13 protein-coding genes and 1 tRNA gene are annotated in these 19,944 nt (G+C 50.7%); 3 read left to right on the top strand and 11 right to left on the bottom strand.

The features are described 5' to 3' along the window. Positions 1 to 303 precede the first annotated feature (303 nt). Positions 304 to 810, top strand: coding sequence for an S-ribosylhomocysteine lyase (luxS, locus tag EOE67_RS10420; protein ID WP_127699029.1), 507 nt, complete (start codon positions 304 to 306; stop codon positions 808 to 810). Positions 811 to 1,060: 250 nt separating this feature from the next. On the opposite strand, the gene EOE67_RS10415 is transcribed toward luxS, so the two are convergent. The 6 genes from EOE67_RS10415 to EOE67_RS10390 all read right to left on the bottom strand — a co-directional run bounded on the left by EOE67_RS10415 (position 1,061) and on the right by EOE67_RS10390 (position 10,899). Continuing rightward, the gene (locus EOE67_RS10415) at positions 1,061 to 3,265 is read right to left on the bottom strand and encodes a carbohydrate-binding protein (RefSeq protein WP_127699028.1); all 2,205 of its coding nucleotides are present in this window, start codon (positions 3,263 to 3,265) and stop codon (positions 1,061 to 1,063) included. A gap of 275 nt (positions 3,266 to 3,540) precedes the next feature. Beyond that, complete coding sequence (locus EOE67_RS10410) at positions 3,541 to 6,090, bottom strand: TonB-dependent receptor (RefSeq protein ID WP_127699027.1); 2,550 nt, start codon at positions 6,088 to 6,090, stop codon at positions 3,541 to 3,543. Positions 6,091 to 6,347: 257 nt separating this feature from the next. Further along, entirely contained in the window at positions 6,348 to 8,012 is a 1,665-nt protein-coding gene (locus EOE67_RS10405; RefSeq protein WP_206099560.1) for a glycoside hydrolase family 3 protein, read from the bottom strand. Positions 8,013 to 8,036: 24 nt separating this feature from the next. Next, positions 8,037 to 8,810, bottom strand: coding sequence for an ATP-binding cassette domain-containing protein (locus EOE67_RS10400; protein WP_127699026.1), 774 nt, complete (start codon positions 8,808 to 8,810; stop codon positions 8,037 to 8,039). After that, the gene (locus EOE67_RS10395) at positions 8,803 to 9,804 is read right to left on the bottom strand and encodes an ABC transporter permease (RefSeq protein WP_127699025.1); all 1,002 of its coding nucleotides are present in this window, start codon (positions 9,802 to 9,804) and stop codon (positions 8,803 to 8,805) included. Before EOE67_RS10395 ends, EOE67_RS10400 begins: the two co-directional genes overlap by 8 nt. A gap of 12 nt (positions 9,805 to 9,816) precedes the next feature. After that, positions 9,817 to 10,899 (bottom strand): substrate-binding domain-containing protein, encoded by a 1,083-nt coding sequence (locus EOE67_RS10390; RefSeq protein ID WP_206099559.1) that lies wholly within the window; start codon positions 10,897 to 10,899, stop codon positions 9,817 to 9,819. Positions 10,900 to 11,109: 210 nt separating this feature from the next. Between EOE67_RS10390 and EOE67_RS10385 the strand changes: the two genes are divergently transcribed. Further along, positions 11,110 to 12,336 (top strand): ROK family transcriptional regulator, encoded by a 1,227-nt coding sequence (locus EOE67_RS10385; protein ID WP_127699024.1) that lies wholly within the window; start codon positions 11,110 to 11,112, stop codon positions 12,334 to 12,336. Between the two features lie 72 nt (positions 12,337 to 12,408). Here the strand turns inward: EOE67_RS10385 and EOE67_RS10380 are convergent, their stop codons facing one another. From EOE67_RS10380 to EOE67_RS10370, 3 genes are read right to left on the bottom strand one after another with little or no spacing between them, the layout of a single operon-like run. Further along, positions 12,409 to 14,529 (bottom strand): GumC family protein, encoded by a 2,121-nt coding sequence (locus EOE67_RS10380; RefSeq protein ID WP_127699023.1) that lies wholly within the window; start codon positions 14,527 to 14,529, stop codon positions 12,409 to 12,411. Beyond that, a complete protein-coding gene (locus EOE67_RS10375; protein WP_127699022.1) occupies positions 14,530 to 15,069 on the bottom strand; it encodes a polysaccharide biosynthesis/export family protein in 540 nt (179 codons plus the stop codon). Then, entirely contained in the window at positions 15,063 to 16,244 is a 1,182-nt protein-coding gene (locus tag EOE67_RS10370; protein WP_127699021.1) for a hypothetical protein, read from the bottom strand. The genes EOE67_RS10375 and EOE67_RS10370 overlap by 7 nt, the downstream gene beginning before the upstream one ends. A gap of 231 nt (positions 16,245 to 16,475) precedes the next feature. Here EOE67_RS10370 and EOE67_RS10365 point away from each other — a divergent pair, with 231 nt between their 5' ends. Next, positions 16,476 to 17,240, top strand: coding sequence for a substrate-binding periplasmic protein (locus tag EOE67_RS10365; RefSeq protein ID WP_127699020.1), 765 nt, complete (start codon positions 16,476 to 16,478; stop codon positions 17,238 to 17,240). A gap of 54 nt (positions 17,241 to 17,294) precedes the next feature. Here EOE67_RS10365 and EOE67_RS10360 read toward each other — a convergent pair whose 3' ends face one another. Beyond that, positions 17,295 to 19,289 carry a methyl-accepting chemotaxis protein gene (locus tag EOE67_RS10360; RefSeq protein ID WP_164852288.1) on the bottom strand — a complete coding sequence of 665 codons (1,995 nt, stop codon included), beginning with the start codon at positions 19,287 to 19,289 and terminating at the stop codon, positions 17,295 to 17,297. A 578-nt stretch (positions 19,290 to 19,867) separates the two neighbouring features. Then, positions 19,868 to 19,944, bottom strand: a tRNA-Arg gene (locus tag EOE67_RS10355).

Genomic DNA, 19,944 nt, shown 5'->3' with positions numbered 1-19,944 from the left:
ACTGTACTCCGCTTTTGATTCTGAACAATTAAAATTGTGTTGACCGGTTAATGGGGCTAATCCCTGATCGATTCAAGGTTATTCCAACAAAATTTTTTGTTTTTTGCAGTTAAAGTGACTTTTTTGGCCTTTGACCGCAGTTTTTGCCGCCAAATGCCCCTTATGACCATTAAATGTGTAGCGGCACCTCAATCAGGGCAACAGCAGGATGAAGAGGATAAAAACCAATTCACCTGAACGGGCGTAGCTCTGTATAATCTAATTATCTGGTTTTTTATTTATACTCACGCAGGAATTTCACTCATGCCATTACTAGACAGCTTTACCGTTGACCACACCATTATGAAAGCACCGGCTGTGCGGGTGGCCAAAACCATGACCACACCAAAAGGCGATGCCATCACCGTCTTTGATTTGCGTTTTTGTGTACCGAACCAGGAAATCCTGTCGGAAAAAGGCATCCACACGCTGGAGCATTTATTCGCCGGTTTTATGCGGGATCATTTAAATGGCAATGGCGTAGAAATTATCGATATTTCACCAATGGGTTGCCGCACCGGTTTTTATATGAGCCTGATTGGCACGCCAGACGAGCAACGGGTCGCCAACAGCTGGCAAGCGGCGATGGCTGATGTGTTAAAAGTGCAACTGCAATCCGAAATCCCGGAATTAAATGTGTACCAGTGTGGTACTTATGAAATGCATTCACTGGACGAAGCGAAGCAAATCGCTAAAAACGTCATCGACCGTGGTGTTGGCGTGAATAAAAATGACGAGCTGACGTTGGCGCCTGAGTTTTTAAAGGGCTGATATACCCTTCATCCTTGAAAATTCGGGGTTGTTGCCTTCGCTCATTCGCCCCAGTCACATAGAACAGCTATGCTCCTGGGGTCTCACTCTCTCGTCGCCTACCCGAATCTTCAATGATTTTGGGTATACACCCTTCATCCTTGAAAATTCGGGGTATAAAAAAAGCAGCGTACCGGCTCATCGCCTAGTCGGCACGCTGCTACATCGCACTCTTTACCTTACAAACAATTCTTGCTCCAAACGCCAGTCTTTATAAACAAGCAGGTCCCTTGGTCCAAACCCCGGCGATACCCGGCGTTTCGTTTTGGGTCCACCACTTCGCGGTATACTCAAACCCCTGATATTGCACTTTGTTTCCACCGACATACACTTTGGTCGCTTCCCACACCGGTAACGTACAACCGTTCGAAGTACCTTGCTCAAAACTCACCACCACAGTGGCTGCGGCTTTCACCTGCACCAGGCTGAAATTGGCGTTAACCGTTTGTGCGACACCGTTGACCAGAATTGATTTGATGGTAAAACCGCTGTTTGGTGTGATCACCAGCGCTAAATTGGTATTGTCGCGCACCTGCTGTACACCGGCTGGGCTGACCGTACCACCACTGCCACTGACGCTAACGTTCACGCTGTGGTAGATGGCATTGGCCGGATCATCAATCGTCACGTCGCTGAAACTGCCCCCTTTTAAGCCAAAGAAATTGGCGGCGGTGAGACTGCTGACGGGCGTATTCAGCAACCGGAGGGTTTTGGTGTCCCCTTGCGCCCCGGCGCCGTGTAGACTCAACACCGTGGTGCTGCCATCCTGCGTGAGCTTCAGCTGCGAAAAAGTGTAGGGAAAAGCACTTAAATTAATCACTGTATCGGCGGCTTTAAAATAATCGACCACTTTGGTCTGACCCCAGCCCCAGCTCTGATAACTCAGCATCACGGTAAAACCAAGCCGCTGATAACTACCGGTAATATCAACAAACATCTCCGGATTGATCTGACTGCGATTGACGTTCTTCAGCTCAATCCAGGAATAAATACCACCGTCCGCCGCTTGGGTGCCAATAAACAAGCTGCCGTTATCCTGAAAGGCTTTTAAATGTTTAAAGTCGATACCGGCGGTGCCGCGGATCTGATCGGCCAGCGGATTAAAGGCATTGACGGTACTTTTGCCGCTCCAGGCCAACGGATAAATGTTGCCGGCCGTAATCACCGACGCCGGATTGGCCAGTACTGTCGCCGCACTGACATTCTCCAACACCAGACTCTGGTTGGCAAAATTAAGGGTCGCGCCATTCGCCCCCTGGGTGACGATCAGATTCGCCAGCGGATTGGCAACCGTCCAGCCGCGTAACAAAATGCGATCGTCACCAACGGTAAAGCTTTTCACCAACGTATTGCCACCGGCGGATTGATTCAGCTGGATCACATCTTTACCACCACCGGTTTCCACCACGTCGTTGCCCCAACCCGCGGTCAAGGTTTCGTTGTAGGGACTACCGCTGATCAGATCATTGGCTGGTGTATCGAAAATAGTCGGAAAACCACCAAACTTGTGGATATAAGTGGTGATACAGGTACCAAGTTCATCACAGGTGATATTGTTTTTGGTCAGTAAATCGGCCGTGCCCCAGGCGCCACGTAAATGCGCAGCTGCCAACAAACCGGACATGGTGGCCTGAATGGTGATGTTGTTGCCTTGTTCATCTTTACCAGGCCAGGATTTGGCCAGCGCTTGCGCCCAGGTCATATTGGCTTTGGTCAGTAGTTCAGTCATCACGCCATAGTTGAACCGCATCACATCGCGGATCACCATTTCTTGTTTGTCCGGCAGGCGTAAATCGTTCAGGCTGCTAACGCCGTTTTTCCCGACAAATTCACCGAGCCATAAGTTGGTGTCGGTCGCCAGAATATAATTTCCGCCGGATCCCGGAATTTCGGAGCGTGCTTGTTTCACGCCATTGGCCCAGGTACTGTCGGGCATAAAAATATAAAAACTATCGAGTTTTTCGTTGGCCAGCTGCACTTGCCGCGGACTGTAATAACCGGCCGAAATCAGCACCGCCTCGCCTAACTGATAGCCAATAAAACCCCAGGCATTCAGTGAGTTATACTGCATGGTGCGGAACATCGCCGCTTCATCCTGCGGATATTCAGCATACAGATGATTCACCCCAAGCTTGGTGAAAAACTCGCGGATGGTGGTCGGCTCCGGGATCATCGAACCGGTAACCGGATCCCGTACAATTTTGCCAGGCGCCGTGACGCGGGCGTAGTTATACACCGGTAAATCCAGTTTTTGCCGGTAGAAATCGGCTTTGGCCGGATCAATACCCGATTCAAAAGCGCGCATGGTATCAAGAAAGTTTTGAAAGGTGCCTTGGGTTGCTGCGGCTGTGTTGCTAAAACCCAGCAACATCATTAAGCAGGTGGTTGAAAGCACTGGTAATTTTTTATTGTGCATCGGTCGTCCCCTGTGTTTTTCGATGGTTAGTCAAAAGTTGAGTTAACTAACGAAGCGAGGTTACAGTTCGCTTTTTTAGTTAACCAGCAGCCAACCCGAACACAACGCTGAACCCGAGCCAGGTTCAGCCAACGGCTGGATATCGCAGGCCGTACGCCGTGAACTGCACTCTTGCACTCTCGCATTTGTGCAGCCCGGCGTAGCGGTATGGCCCGGATGAAATTGAACTTGTTAATGCCGACTGGTTAAAAATCGATTGATTAAAAATCGATTGGTTAAAAGTCGACGCCGACCCGCACGCCAAACATTCTTGGCGGATTAAAGGTCGAACGGATAAAGCCGTCGCGGAACTGGAAGTAGTTGGCGTTACGCACCACTTCGTCGGTCAGGTTCGAGCCATAAGCTTCCACATACCAATCGCCGCTGGCTGGCATCAGTTTCACCGATGCATCAACTTTCCAGTACGACGACTGTGCATCGGATAAATGGGCACCATCGTAGTTATTCAACGAGGTGTACATTTTGCTTTGCCAGTGCGCGCTCAGTTGTGGCTCCAGCGCAAAACCGGATGCCAGTTCAAAGGTGTGACGAACATTTAACGTGCTGGACCAATCCGGTGAATACGGCAAGCTGTTACCGCTGATATCCACCACCCCGGCACAAGGTTTCTGACCGTATTCCAGTCGCTCGGCGCAGTAATAAGCATCTTCGAACGGAATATTATCGACCCGCGCATTTAACCAGGCGACGTAACCGGAAACCCGGCCGCCGGTCCATGGAATGTAATCCAGTTCCAGCTCCAGGCCTTTGAGGGTGGCTTCACCAATGTTGGTGGTGACGTTATGGGTTTTTTCGCTGCCGTCTGGCCGGGTACCGACTTTTTGGTTATTGGTGACCTGCATATCGGTGTATTCGCTGTAGAACAACGCCGCCGACAGGTTCATCCGGCCATCCAATAACGCACCTTTGTAGCCGGTTTCGAAGTTGGTGACTTCCTCCGGACCGTACGGCAGGTTGGAATATTGGCCGCAGTCACAGATGTCAAAATCTTCGAAAAAACCACCGGCTTTAAAGCCCGTTGCGACAAAGCCGTACAACATATCGCCGGAAGGTAACCGGTAATCGGCGCCGACTTTCCAGGTGCCTTTTTGCCAGTCTTCGGTGTGATAAGTCCGACGCCCTGCCGTCAGCACCTGACCGAGCGGCGGATAGGTGCCCATGTCTTTGGTTAAGTGGTTCGACTGAATACTGCCGTGAATTTTCGGATCGTATTTACCGTTGTAGTATTTGTCGCTGAACACTAACTCGTACCCAACACCACCGTTGTCGATTTTTTTATCTTTGGTCTGGCGATAACCCAAGGTCAACTGCAGTTGTTCAGTCAGGCTGTAGTCAAACTGGCCAAACACCGCGTCGGCATTGGCGCGCCGGTCATCCTGCGGATAAGAAAATGCTGCCGGATGGTAACCTAAAGCCGAATGGCGCAGGCCGTGTACCAGCTCGACATCAAATTTGATTTTATTTTTCTCGCGCATTGAAAACACCCCGCTGACAAACTTCAGATCGGCGGCGGTATAAGTAAATTGCAGTTCGTGAATGGTCGAATCAAATGCTGCGTTGGTGCGGGCGTAACGGTCAAATAACAGCGGATGACTGAAGCTGTCTAATTTAGCGCGCGAAGGCGCGGCGGCAAAACCAGCATCTTCGTCAAACAACTGGTAACGCTCTTGTTGCGCCACACTAAACCGATAATCAGCCGCCCATTCGTCTGTGAACATCCAGTTCAGATGCGAGCGCAGGCTGTCGATGGTCATGTCCATATCGCCAGGGACGTTGATATTGGCGTAAAACTGCGGTTTGTTACATTGATCAACCGTGCCTTTGGCCTGCTCACAATCTTTGAAAAACAACTCGCCAGCGCTTTTATCCGCGAAATGCTCCAGCGTCAGATCCCAGGTCAGGGTGTCGGTTGGTACCCAGCGTGCCAGGCCGCGAATAGCCTGCTTATTGGAGTTGGTGTAATAATCTTTTTTGCTGACGCGGCGGTTTTCGCGCTGATCGGTATCGGCAATGCCATCAGCAGCCATTGGTTTGCCAGTAAAGGGATCTTTAATATCCGGGCGGTTGATATCGCGGGTATCCATATCCTGATCGATGTAACCATCGCGGCGATCCGCCATCAACGCAAAACGCAAGGCAAAGCGGTCGTTCACCGCGATATTGGTTAACCCACGGAGTTGCTTGTGGTTGTAGTTGCCGTAGCCTAATACCACGCTGCTGTAGCTGTTACTGGTATCTGGTTTATTTGGGATGACGTTAATCGAACCGCCGGTTGAGTTACGGCCAAATAAAGTACCTTGCGGACCACGTAACACTTCCACCTGCGACACGTCATACAACAACGCTAACGCACCTTGTGGCCGTGGCGAGTAAATACCGTCAATGTGTACACCCACCGCCGGATCGCCGGTTTCGGTGTTGTTGCCTGAGCGCACGCCGCGAATAGAAGCCTGGATCCCTGAATCGGTGCCTGACACCACAAACTGGGTATTTGGAATGGCGGTGGTGAGTTCACGTAGTTCTTTCACGCCGCCACGGGTCAACGCTTCCTGACTAAAGGCCGTCACCGCCACCGGCGTTTCCATCAAATAGGTTTTGCGTTTGGTGGCCGTGACGGCAATGCGTTCGATTTTATTGGTTGCTGCGGCGTCATTGGTGCTTGCGGCAGCTTGCTCTGCGGCTTGTTCAACTGCGGCAACCGCCAGCGGACTGCCAAGAGCCAATCCAATACATAAACTTAAATAACAACTTTGTACTGACTTCATAACTTGCTTCCCCGTTTCTTATTGTTGCTGTACCGGTCACGCTGAGACAAAGCTGCAGTTAATTCAAATTTGCTGGCCCTTGACTGTGGGTGATGGCAGTGCTTGTGTTTTTAAAATCTTGCTGGTTAATAGTTTTTTTCGCTCAAAATTTAGTCTATTTGCTTTACTAATTATTTGTCAATCATATTGACCAATTAAATTCGCTATTTTTTTAAACGATTAATTCGTAATAAAATTACTTTAACTTAATGAATAATTTAAAGATGTCCGTCGATCAGCGCTTTTGCGGCGGCAATGGCACTACAACGGCGGCTGGAATAACTACAAAGATAGGTGGCGAGCTCTGGGTAAGCCGCAAGCTCAGTGTCAGAACGCAGCGCCAGTACCATCACCTGCTGTCGCCACAGCGCGAGCGCCTGTTGCACTTTTTGTTGCTGTGCAGCAAGGTCTAGCTGATCGCCTGGCAGTGGGTAATCTTCGGTGACCAGCACCAGCAACTGTCCTTCCGGCAAGGGCGCTCCGGCCGCCAGCTGCTGTTGCAGTGTTAGATAGGACCAGAACTCGACGCTGAGTGGACTTCGTTCCAATTCAGCACGCAACACACTGCTGGCCGGAATTGGATCGTTCGGGCCAATGCCGCGGCTGTTGCAGATTTTGTCGTAACCAGCGGGATCTGCTGCAAAAGCCAGTAGCAATGATTGTTTTTGGTGCTGCAGCGGAAAAACTCCGGCGCTGTTGCGCTTTAATCTCAACGCAGATTGGGCTGCGTGCGCCGCGACCTGAGCAGAAGCCTGCACAAAAACTTGCGCGCTTTGCCCTGGCGCCACTGCTGTTTGCTCCGGCAACTGCTGACTGAGCTGATAACGCAGCCGAAGCACCCGTTGCAGCGCCTGATCAATCACCGCTTCGGCCAGTTCACCCTGCCGCACCGCCTCAATCACCCCAACGATGGTTTGTGCCTGCAGTTTTTTATAGTCGGTACGTTCGTTTTCATAATGCTCTTCACTGAGCATAATCATATCGGCACCGGCTTTTAGTGCCTGCACCGCCGCCGCCACCGGCGTATAAAACTGCCGCATCGCGCCCATATTCATACTGTCGGTCAGGATCACCCCATCAAAACCCAGCTCATGGCGCAGCAAATCGGTCAAAATTGCCGGCGATAACGTCGCCGGATACTCGGTGTCGAGCGCCGGATACAGAATATGGCTGGTCATGATCAGCGGCACTCCGGCCGCAATCGCCGCCACAAAGGGCTGCAGATGGCTTTCGAGTAACTCTTTTTTATCCAGTTCAACCCGCGGCAAACCGCTGTGACTATCGGTCGCCGTATCGCCATGGCCGGGAAAATGTTTGGCGCAGCTTAAGCTACCTGCTTGCATTAACGCCTGCACTGCCGTTGCCACATGGCGGCTGACCAGCTCAGGACTATCCCCAAACGAGCGCTGACCAATAATCGGATTATCCGGATTACTGTTCACGTCGGCACAAGGCGCCAGAATGGTGTTGTAGCCAAGCGGCAACATTTGCCGGGCATATACCTGATACATCTGGGCCGTTAAAGCCAAATCATCAGTGACACCGAGTGCCAGATTACCGGGGCCCAAATCGGTATGCTGCGTCAGCACCCCCCAGGCACCTTCTTGATCGACGCCTAAAATCAGCGGCGCATCACAAGCCCGCAGTGCCGCCGTATGCTGCAGCTCGCTGGCAAGCACACGGGCCGCGGCCGGATTGGGCGCATTGTCATCGGTCAGATAAAAACCGCCAATATGAAAGTCGGCCACCAACGTTTTGGCATAAGCCAGATCCTGGCCAGCAAACGCCAGCATAAACAGCTGACCGACTTTTTGCGGCAGCGGCAAACTGGCGACCAGCTGGCTGATCCGATGTTGCATTTGGATCATTTGCGTGTTGTACATCAGGTTTCCTCCTGGTAAGTCCATTTAAGCTGCGACAGCCGCACCGGTGATCAACGCCACCAGATGCTCTTTGCTGACATCGGTCAGCGCCACATCAGCTACCGAATGGCCCTGATACAGCACCACAGCACGGTCACAAGTTTCCAGCACATGCTGCATATTGTGACTGATCAGCAGCACCGCCACGCCTTGCGAGCTAATCAGCTTAATCAGCGCATTGACCTGCGCGCTTTGCTCCACGCCAAGCGCGGCGGTCGGTTCATCCATAATCACCACATCGGCGCCCCAGTTCACTGCCCGGGCAATCGCCACCGCCTGCCGTTGGCCGCCCGACAGGTTTTGCACCTTATTCAGAAAATCCGGCATCCGGCTATTCAGCCGATTCAGTGACTTACGCGCCTGTTTTTGCATGGCGGATTTATCTAACCAACCCAGCGCCCGTAACAGCGGGTTTTTGCTGAGAATTTCCCGGTTTAAAAACAGGTTTTCACTGATATCAAATTCGCCGACCATCGCCAGATCTTGAAATACCGTTTCAATCCCGGCGTCGCGAGCCTGCTGCGGACTGCTGATATTGACCACTTTGGCGTTGACTTTAATCTCACCGCCATCCGGTTGATGAATACCGGCGATGCAACGCACCAGCGTCGATTTACCGGCACCGTTGTCACCCAGCAACGCCACCACTTCGCCTTTTTGCACACTAAAACTGACACTTTTTAACGCTTGCACCGCGCCAAACGACTTACTCAGATTGCTGATTTCCAGCGCCTGCTGGCCTAACTGTGTTCTAACCATTTCTGGCCTCCCGCACGCCAATCGCCACTGCAACTATTAAAATCACGCCGCGGGCGATCATCTGCTCATTGGTAGAAAAACCACTTAAAATCAGCCCGTTATTAATCATCCCCATCAGCCAGGAGCCCAGCACTGCGCCGATGATACAAACCCGGCCACCAAATAAACTGGTGCCGCCAATCGCCACTGCGGCAATCACCGTTAATAAATCGGCTTCACCCAGCGTATAACGAGCACCTTGCAACCGGCCGGCATACAACAAACCTGCCAGTGCTGCACCCACTGCAGAAATCATTAACGCTTTGACCCGCATACTGCCAAGCGAAATCCCCATTGCCCGCGCTGCCTGCGGGTTACCACCCACCGCCAGTAAATGCCGACCAAAACGTAATTTATTCAGCAGGACATAACCAAGCGCGGTGATCAGCAGCGTCCACAGCAATAACACCGGCACCCCACCGGCATCACCGGCGCCAAACCAGAAGCTGAAATCCTGATTAATGATCGGCACCGACTCCATGCCCGTCAGCTGCCGGGCAATCCCAGCCAGTACACTCATAGTGCCGAGGGTGATCAGTAACGACGACACCTGTAACTTCTCGGTCAGCACGCCATTGATAAATCCAACCAGCAAACCGACACCAAGCGCCGCGGCTGTCGCCAGTACAATGCCACCTTCCGGCAAAATCAGCGCTGCAACCAAAGCGCTCAATGCGACCACAGCGCCAATCGATAAATCGATATGCCCCACTGCCAGCGCAAAACTGAGGGCAATTGCCATCACCGTCACCGGTGTGGTCTGTCGGACAATATTCATAAAATTATCAAAGGAAAAAAAAGCGGTGTCGTGTAACACAACGGCGAATAGCGCCAACACCAACAGGAAAATGTAATAAATGTAGGCATCACGTCGTAGCAAGAATTGTCGCAGCGGTAGCTGCTTGATCTGATGTCTGAGCTGTTGCGTGCGCAGCTGAGCAAATAATTCCGTCATTGGAAAACTCCGTTAAGGTTGAAGTACGGCTTGCAGCAGCGGTGGCACCGGGCTGCGAAATGAGTGCTGCCAACTGCTGGCAACGTTGTCTTGCTGAACCGTGGTAAATGGCACCAGCGTAAAAGCCGGCAGCTTCCGGCCAAGTTCAGCGAGTGCAGCTTGCCGCGCCATGGTCTGGCCAATCAGGTACGGCTGATCGGCAATGGTCGCCATCATATTGCCGCTGCGGGCTAAATCGAGCAGATTGTTGACACCTAAATCATGGGTAATCACTTTAATATCAGCGCGCCCGGCTGCACGCAGCGCTTCAATCACCCCTTCTGCCGCCGCGTCCCACGACACATAAATCGCATCCAGTTGTGGCTGCTGTAAAATCAGTGCTGCCGCGACATCGGCCGTTTCCTGCTCGCGGACAAAGCCTTTTTCCGCCACCAGCTGCAATTGCGGATGTTTGGCCAGTTCCTCGCGAAAGGCCTGATCACGGTTGTTGGTAATAAAATAACTGGCATCGTGAAAAATGGTGGCGATGCGGGCTGGTTTTGTCTTGCCAGCATCCCGATCTGAAAAATGCTTGGCCAGCACTTTGGCGGCTTCCCGGCCCATGCCAAACATATCGTCGGTGACAATACCGGCGTAATGCTGATTTAACACAAAGCCTGGGATAGGATTGCTGAGCAGCACCAGTCTGGCACCGCCATCAACAGCTTTTTGCAAACTGCCTTTGGCACTGGCAGCATCCACCACCAGCGACAACATAAAATCCGGTTTGAGCATACTGATATTTTCGATATCTGACGCTTGTTTGGCCGGGTCAAACTGCGCGTCGGTCACCGCCACGACTTTTACGCCCATCGCCGCAAATTCAGCGGTGGCGCCCGCAGTCACAGCGCTTACCCAAGGACTGGAACCGTGCCAGACCAAAGCGGCGGTGAGTTGTTGCTGTTTGATTTGTTGCTGTTCGGCGGCGCTCATTTGGATCTGTTCGGCAGTCGCGGCCTGCTTTAAATCAGTCGCTAAATCAGCCTGCACCAGACCAACCGGACTGAAAATGCCGCCAAAGAGTAAAATACCGGCTAAATACTTGCTGAATATCACGCTACACCTACTTGGTTGATATTGATATATTGGTTATATTACGACCAGTCATGATATGTCAATCAATTTTACTTAATAAAATTTAGCTATGAATATCAGCAACTATTGATATGCTGACCGACCGGTTTTGTCGCTTTACGCACTGCAAGCGCCGGAAACTACCCAAAATGTACAATGCAGAGATTGCGTCAGCAGGACAAAAAACAGCGGATGAAAGGTTCGAACTCTAAACAGAATAAATCGGTAAATTTGCGGCTGGTCTTATCGCAGGTGGTGACGCATAGGCCGGTGTCGCGCGCCGATATTGCCCGCGCCACCCATTTGACCAAACAAACCATCACCAATCTGATTGATGAATTGCTGGCGACTCAACTGGTCATTGAATCCGGCATCAAAAAAGAAAAAGTTGGCAAACCTTCAACCATGCTGATGCTCAACACAGAGCTGTGTTTTAGCCTGGCGATCCGGGTGTTCCCGCATCAGGTCGAAGTTGCTTTGTGTCAGTTGGATGGCACTGTGCTGGGCAATATCCGGCAACCTGCACATTCTGAGCAAGCCGAAACGGTGCAACAGCTGGCGACGGAGCTGTTAGCACAGCACCAAATCAACCGTCATCAGCTGCTGGGCGCTGGCCTGACGCTCGTGCAATTCGGTGATGTTGCGGTGGAGCAACGCCAGCAACAAAATCAGTTGCTGCAACAACAGCTGATTGGTTTGCTGCAACTGCCGGTCGCTATCGAACATACTGCTGCCGCTTGTGCTGCTTACCATCTACTGCACGGTGAAGCCAAGTTACTCGACAGTTTTTGTTATATCCACTTAGGGCAGCAGCTTGATGCGGCGCTGGTGTATGACCGCAAATTATTGCTCGGTCACAATGGCCTGACCGGCGCTTTGGGCGAAATTTTTGTGACACCGGATCTGGATGAAAAAACCACTGAACTTGGCCGGTTGAATGATTATGCCTCGGTCGCGTCGTTGACAAATTTCATCCGCAAAAAGCAGCCACAATTACAAACACAATCGTTACTGACGATCAACGCGGAAAGTGCCGGCGATAAACTGGATCCCTGGTTTGCGCTCAGCACCGAACCGATGCGCATCGCCATTCATACTCTGGAAAGTATTTTTAATTGCCAGACCATTATTATTGGCGGTGAAGTCAGCAGTTGGTTTTTAGATAAGCTTATCAGTAGGTTACGCCCTTTTATTCCATCCGTGGCGCAGTTTGGCAAACGGGAAGTGCCGCGACTGATTAAAACCCCGGATGTGGAGCTGATTGCGCTCAAAGGTCTGGGAACTTTACCGCTGCATGCCGCGATCCGGCTGGACGCCACCAATACCATCGGCTTGCCGCCGGTGTCAGCGCTGACACCGCTGCAACAGCTTATTTTCAATGATCCGGATCAGGGGTCAGCGACCATTGACGAAGATTAGTACCAGGGAGCTGGGAATGTTCAGCGCGATCCGCGATGGGATCTTGCCGGGTACAGCATACCGGGTTGCTTGCTAAGCGCGTTTCAGATTGTCATGCAGCATTTGCCGCAGCGCCGAAGGTTGTTTGGCGCGGGTGGCAGAAGTAGCGTAGTAGTTTGAGGTATCGTTTTTAACCCGGTTCAGGATAATACCGCCGATATTCACCCCGGATTGCTCCAGCAGTTCCATTTTGGCGGCGAAATCGACCAGCGGTGTTTTTTTCACATCGACGACCAGTTCTAATTTACCAACACATTTGGCCACGACCATCGCATCACTGACCGATAAAATTGGTGGGCATTCGATAATCACCCGATCATACTTTTTCGCCAGCACTTTCAATATGGCGTCAAACCTTGGCATCGATAAAAACAGCAGCGGGTTCATCGGCCGGATGCCGGATGACAACACATCAGCGTTCAGTTCTTTGCAATAAAACACACATTGCTCAAAGGTATGGGTTTTCGCCAGTAAGTTGGTCAGACCTGGCCGGTGCGGATTTTCCCCAAGCGCTTCGGCCAAAGCCGGAAACCGCAAGTCGGCGTCAATCACAATCACCCGTTCCAGCTCCGAAAAGGATTTTGCCAGCTGCAAACAAATACTGGATTTGCCTTCATTTGGCGAAATCGAAGTTAGCGCTAAAATTTTCTGAGTATTCAGATGTTTATCCAGCAGAATATTGGTGCGGATCGACCGGATATATTCCTGATACAAAGTATATTGTTTACCGGATTGACGGATCACCGGCAAGGCTTTGTCGATGCCTTTGACGCGAATTTGCGGTACCACGCCAATTAGTTTGTAGCCAAAACGGGCGGCAATATGGCGGTATTTCGAGGTGACATCGGCGAAAAAATGCAGGCACAGCACTAAAAACACCGCACCAATAAAACCAATCATTAAGGCCGCAACTGACAATAACATCCGGCGTGGACCGATCGGCGACAATGGCACCGTGGCCGGATCCACCACAATGATACTGGACGTTTTATTAATATCTTTCATCAGTTCGGTTTCTTTCATTTTATCCGACAACGTGCCCAGCAAATGCACGTTGGCCTGGATCTCAGCTTCCAGCTTTTTATGGTCCTGACCGACATTGACCAGACTTTCCAAACTAGCGGTGGCACTGGCGACTTTGCCTTCAACCTGCAGCAACATCCGGCGTAAATCCGCCTGCCGCACTAAGTAGTTATGCGTCAGTTTGTCGACTTCGGTTTTTAGCTGCTGTTTGCTGACTTCAATTTTTTTCGCCGCAGCAATATACCGTGGATGTTTTGGCAGATAACTTAACTTCAGCTGGGCAAATTCGGCTTGTTGCATCGACAATTGCTGCTGCAAAGTGGCGATCACCGGCACTGAGCTCACTTCAGGAATATTGCTCAGCTGCTCAAAATCCTGCTGCAACAGACTGGTTTTACCCAGCAGAATGGTCAATTCCTGCAACTGCCGGGTTAACTCGCGCCGCTCCAGAAACAGCTGGGCAATTTCCTGCTTCACCAGTTCCACATCACTGCTGATATCGATAATGTTATGCAGCTGGCGGAACTGCTGCAATTTGTTTTCCGAGGCCGTTAATTTGTTTTTGACATCATCCACCCGTTGGGTGATCCAATCACTGGCCTGATGGCTATGTTGTTGCATCAGATTACTCTGATAGGCCATAAAACTGTTGGCCACCAGATTGACCACTTCCGAAGAAATATAAGGGTTGTGGTGAGTAAAGGTAATTTGCAACAAAGTAGTTTTAGGAACTGCCTGTACCGTCAGGCTGCCGAGCAACGCCTGCGCATCATCACGCCGTTGGTCATCCGGTAAACCCAGTTGTAGATCCGCAGGCAACTGCGCCACCACATCTTTGGCAAACTGGGTCGAGGTCAATAATTTGATTTGGGTATCCAGTTCGTCAGTACCACTGCCGGCACCAGGTATTAACGACTGCAAAGGGTTGGACGCCAGCACACCTTTGACCATTAAGGTGGTGGAAGCTCGGTACATCGAAGGTAGTTGCGCCACCATCAACGTGACCACGGTAAAAATGCTGGCGGTGATCAGCAGGATTAACCAGCGGCGTGCCGACAAAATGGCCAGAATGACCGTCAATTCGATGACATCATTGCCTTGTTGCAGGGATTTCTGGCCGTTGTTTCCCATCTAAAAGAAACTCTTTTCTATTTTAATCACATCACCTGGCAGAATAATGGTATCGGATTTCGCGACAAAGGTGGCTTTGTCCGCACCACGTTGAATATGCCATTGACTGCGTGAAGCCCGGTCTAATAGACCACCGGACAGCGCAATCGCCTGCTCCAGCGTAATATCCGGCTGATAAGGGTAACTGCCTGGGCTTCGCACTTCGCCGTAAATAAAAAATGGCCGGTAACTATCAACAGTAATCGACACACTCGGCGCCACCAGATAACCATCTTTAAGCAATTGCTCCAGATGCTCTTTGGCACTTTGTTGGGTCAGTCCGGTCATTTTGACACTACCCAGCAGCGGCATATCGATAAAACCTTGTTGACTGATCTCGGCCGTTACTGACAAATCGGCTTCCTGATAGACACTGATTTTGATGGTGTCGCCAGGGCCAAACATATAACTCTGCAAGGTTGCCGGAGTCGCGTCAGCCTGCGCAGCGAGACTGCACATACCACTGAACATGACCCACAATATCCGCAGCAGTTTTACCATAACCAACTCAATTGCCAGAATATTTCGTTGCGGTTGCGTTCGGCATCGTTATTGGTATTCGCATCGGCATTATCTTGTTGCCGGAAGTGCGCCAGACTAAACTGACTTTGCCAATGTTGATTAAGCTGCCAATCCCAGCCGAAAGTGAATTCCTGCCGTTTGCGTTGCAATAATTGCGCATCAAGCCGCGACGAGCGGCGACCCAGCGCAAATTTAAGCTGATGCGAACTACTGAACAGGTAATTGAGTTGTGCCTGATAGGTGGTATCGAGCTGGGTGACGCTGTTGGTCGCATAAGACAACACCGACAAGCGGTGGCTGCTGAGCAAAAGTTTCCAGGCGTCTGACAGCTGCCATAAGTTTTCCACTTGCCAGAACGAACCAGAATTTTTGACACCAAGGCTGTCGCGCTGGAAATAACCGCCCAGCACCCGTAGCTGTTGCGAACCAGACCATTGCTGCATAAAACCGGCACCGACTTGCTGTAAATCGGAGTCCACTTGCAATTGTTGTTCTTGACGCAGTTCAGCGTTGGCTAAAATGGACGTGTTTTCGCTGATCCGATGGCCATAATCGAGCTGTAGGAAATCGGAATCCAGCTGATTGATCAGTTGGTTATCCTGCACAGCGCTAGCATTGGCATGAGATTGCAGACGATTGCGTTCGGTACCGAGGCGCAGCGCTAAATTTTGCCGATCCGGCTGCCGGCCCAGCTGCAAGGCCAGTGCAATACGTTTTTGCTGATTGCGCGCTGCTGCTTGGGTCACCGGATCAAGAAATTCAGCGCTACCAATACCGGCGATCAACTGGTGGCGCTGAAACCGGCTTTCAAAAGTTAAATCGGCAGCTTCTGCCATAAATAATTTCAGTTCCGGAGCAATCAGGTAATCCTGATCATTCAGCCCGGATTGTTCCCGGTAACGACGACTGGTGATTTTTGCCGGCAAGTACAGGCCAAAGCCTTCATACAGGCTCAGCCAATCATACTGCAGACCCAATTGCAGGTGCTGCGCCGATTCAGATGTATCAACAGTGTTATAAAAATTGTTAGTTTGATTTACACCAATAGCAGTCCTGAATTCATTTTGTGCTTTGGTCCAATCAGTGGCAGCTGAAGCGCTGCTCATCCCTAAAAAAAGCGTTGAAAGTGCAAATATATACGGCCTGAACATCATTTTCACTCTTGAAAAAATAAAATATCCCTATTTTGCCTTTTATTTTTCCCTTAGCTCCATGGTAATGGAGAATGCTGGAAAATTAAAGGGTTTAACAACTTTACTACGAACAGAACTCAAGTCGTGTCGGTTATTTGCACAACCTGTGCTAAAAACACGCTGCCAGCTTGTTGTTGTTACTAATTTAGAGAATAATCAACACTGAGATTGCCAGTAACAGGGAGTACAGCAATGACTGGTTCAAGCAACTGGCAGCTACTGTGGTATTTTTTGACGTTGTCGTCGTTCTCGGTACCAGCCCTGGCAACAGAAAAATTAAAGTTTGTCTTGTATTATCCGCAAGTCCCGCCATATATGTATCAGGAAGCCAATAGCCAAAAAGTGGTGGGGCTGGTGCCGGATTTAGTCAGGGACTTTTTTAACCAGGAACAAATCCAGGTCGAATTTATTCTCGATAACCGGCGTGGCGCCGAGCACCGGCTCTATAGCGGCGATGTTGATGCGATGCTGATAGCCCGGGAATGGGCGGTGTCGCCTGAACAACTGCTGTTTTCTGAACCTGTGCTCACCCATCGTGATTTCCTATTTGCGACGCAACCATTTAATGCCAGGCAGCAACCAGAACAATGGCTGGCCGGTAAAAAAGTCTGTACCCGCCAGTATTATGTGTACGAAGCGCTGGAACCTTATTTTCGAAAATCTGCCACCCAACGCATTGATGCATCAAGCGAACTGGCGCAACTGCGCATGTTGCAAAACGGCCGTTGTGACTTTGCCTATCTCAATGAACATGTCGCAAAATGGATAGCATCGCATCAGCTGTCGGATGCCAAACTGTATCAATCGCCGCTCGGCTTTGGCATGGTTGGCCTGACCATCGCCTTTCATCCACGCTGGCAGGCTTATGTGCCCGGTTTAAATCAGTATCTGCAGAAAGTACGACAGCAAGGCTTGATTGAAGAAAAATTAAGTTGGTATATAAAAAAACCAGACTGAGCGATGACTCAATCTGGTTTTGGTGTGGGTGTCACCGCAATCTTAACCGCAGTCTTAGATTTTAAACTGCGCCACGACCTGCTTCAGTTCACTGGCGGAACCATCCAGCTGCTTCGCTTCCTGCGTCAGTTCCAGCGCATGGTTGGCAGTGTTATCAATCAGCGCCGTAATTGAATGTAAACTCTGATTAATATCTTCAGCGACTATGGTCTGCTGCTCAGTAGCCACCGCAATTTGCGTGCTTTGTTCCTGCACCACCACAATGGCTTTGCTGATGGCCGACAAGGCTTGTTGCATCGACTGCGCCCGACCGGCACTGATCTCAGTCTGGCTGCGGCCGCGCTCCATCACTTCTTCAGCCTGCTTGGCAATTTGTTGTAATTTTTCAACCATCCGCCGGATATCATCGGTGCTTTCGCGAGTGCGGCCAGCCAACGAACGCACTTCATCCGCCACCACTGCAAATCCACGACCTTGTTCACCCGCCCGTGCCGCTTCAATCGCGGCGTTGAGTGCCAACAAGTTGGTTTGCTCAGCAATACCTTTAATCACATCCACCACGGTGCCAATGCTTTCCGATTCTTTGGCGAGCCCCATCACCACTTGCACCGCTTCGACCATCCGGCTGTCGAGCTGATTCATGTCAAGCACAGCAAGCTCTGACAGTTTAAAGCCGTCCTGACCCTGTTGCTGTGCATGGGCTGCAGCATCGCTGGTCGACTGCGCGTTATGACTGATTTCCTGCACCGTTGCCGCCATTTCGGTCACCGCTGCTGATACCGCATCAATTTGCAATTTACCGTGCTGAATTTCCTGATTGGTCAAACCAACCACCTGGTTCAGATGTTGACTGGAACTTTGCACCTGATGCGCCTGCTCGCGGGTGAGCTGCAGCGAATGGCGTAATTTTCCAACAAAGGTATTAAAGTGCCCTGCCAGCGCGCCTACTTCGTCTTGCTGTTCAATCGCAATGGTGCGGGTTAAATCACCGTCGCCACTGGCGATATCGCGCATCGCATCGGTCAGTTTAATCAGCGGGCTGGTAATGAGACTGGTACTGAACAAAATCGTCAGTGTGATAATCGACAGGATCAACAAAGTACCGATTAAAGCCCAGTTGATAGCCGATTGAATAGGCCCGTCGATCAGCTTTGCCGGAACCATCACCCCGACCAGCCAGGCCATTTCTGGAAACTCCAGCTGCACCGGCTGATAAGACACGTAATATTCCTGCCCCTGAAACGTTAGCTGTGAGAAACCGGCAGTTCCAGCTTGTGCAGCTTTAGCTATGACAGCAAAACCTTGGCTGTCTTTGGCTTTTTGATCAAACTCAGCGATGGGATCATTCGGTTTTACTTCAAGGCCTTGTTGTTTAGGGAAATGCACAATATTGCCTTTGCCATCCAGTAAAAACGGAATACCCTCACCCTGATAGCGGATGGTATCGACTTTGTCGCCGACTTTATTGATATGTAAATCTAAACCGCCCACACCAAGCAAGCGCCCATCTGGCAAGTACACTGGCCCTTCCACCACGGCTGACACAATGCCGGTGGTGAAATCAGCCGAAGGTGAACCGACAAAAAACTTATTGTGCTGCATCGACTCCAGATACCAGGGACGCTTAGTGGCAAAATAGCCTTTGTCGACTTTGCCGGCATCCGGGCCTTCGGTATCAACGCCGGTGCGGGAGTCTTCGCGAAAATACTCAGCGGAACGATCCAGTGCAAAAAACGCCGACAAAATAGTGTCATCACTGCTACTAATGGTTTTAAAGGTTTGGTTAATTTCGTTGTAGCCAGGCAAGCCGGTTAATTCAGTGCCGCGCCCCGGATAACCCACAAACCATTGCTGAAATTGTGGACTATGCAAAAAAGTACGGGCGACCTGCGCGTACTCCGCAAAAAATTGTTCAACTGACACCGCTTCCTTTTGCATCAGACTATTTACTTCGGCTTCAACCTGAGCCCGGGTTTGTGTCGCCAAATGGCTGACCACCAGCACGGCCGACAGCATAAACAACGCAGCGGTAGAACCACCTACCGTCATTAAAATTTTCGTTTTTATTGATGTTATTTTTTTATACAACATAAGCCCCCCAAAAAAGTTGCGCCCCATAAAAACATAACAACCGGCAGAAATCCAGAGGGCTATCAAATGAGTGGCTGTTATATTTTCCCTTTATTTTGCACTAATTTAGCGCACTATCAGCACCAAAAAGCCGCTGATCAGGGCGTCGGCCGCTATCACCGTTTTCGGGCCAGAATAACGTTGACGTTGCCACGAATGCGACGGAGCATCCATGCACCAAATAGGTGCAAGCACAACGTATCTACTGATGACGACTGAAAATTTTTAGAATGGGAACGCAGAGCAAAATCCCGCAGGGATTTTCTACATGGATGTAGAAAACAAAAAACCTGCACTAGGCAGGTTTAATGGGTGAAAACGGATCCGAGCAAGCCAACTATTTGGCTTGCGCCGTTTTCACGCGACGAGCTCCGCGAGAAGCCGGTGGACGCAAAAGCACAAAAACGCCGGGAGCGTTTTTGGACAGCTTCAGCTGGTCCCGCAGGGATTTTCTACATGGATGTAGAAAACAAAAAACCTGCACTAGGCAGGTTTAATGGCGGACGCAGGAGGATTCGAACCTCCGACCGCTCGGTTCGTAGCCGAGTACTCTATCCAGCTGAGCTATGCGTCC

This window comes from Rheinheimera riviphila, from assembly GCF_004005945.1.
Taxonomy (GTDB): Bacteria; Pseudomonadota; Gammaproteobacteria; order Enterobacterales; family Alteromonadaceae; genus Pararheinheimera; species Pararheinheimera riviphila.
The sequence above is the reverse complement of the archived record's forward strand: the minus strand, read 5'-3'. Positions and strand labels throughout refer to the sequence as shown.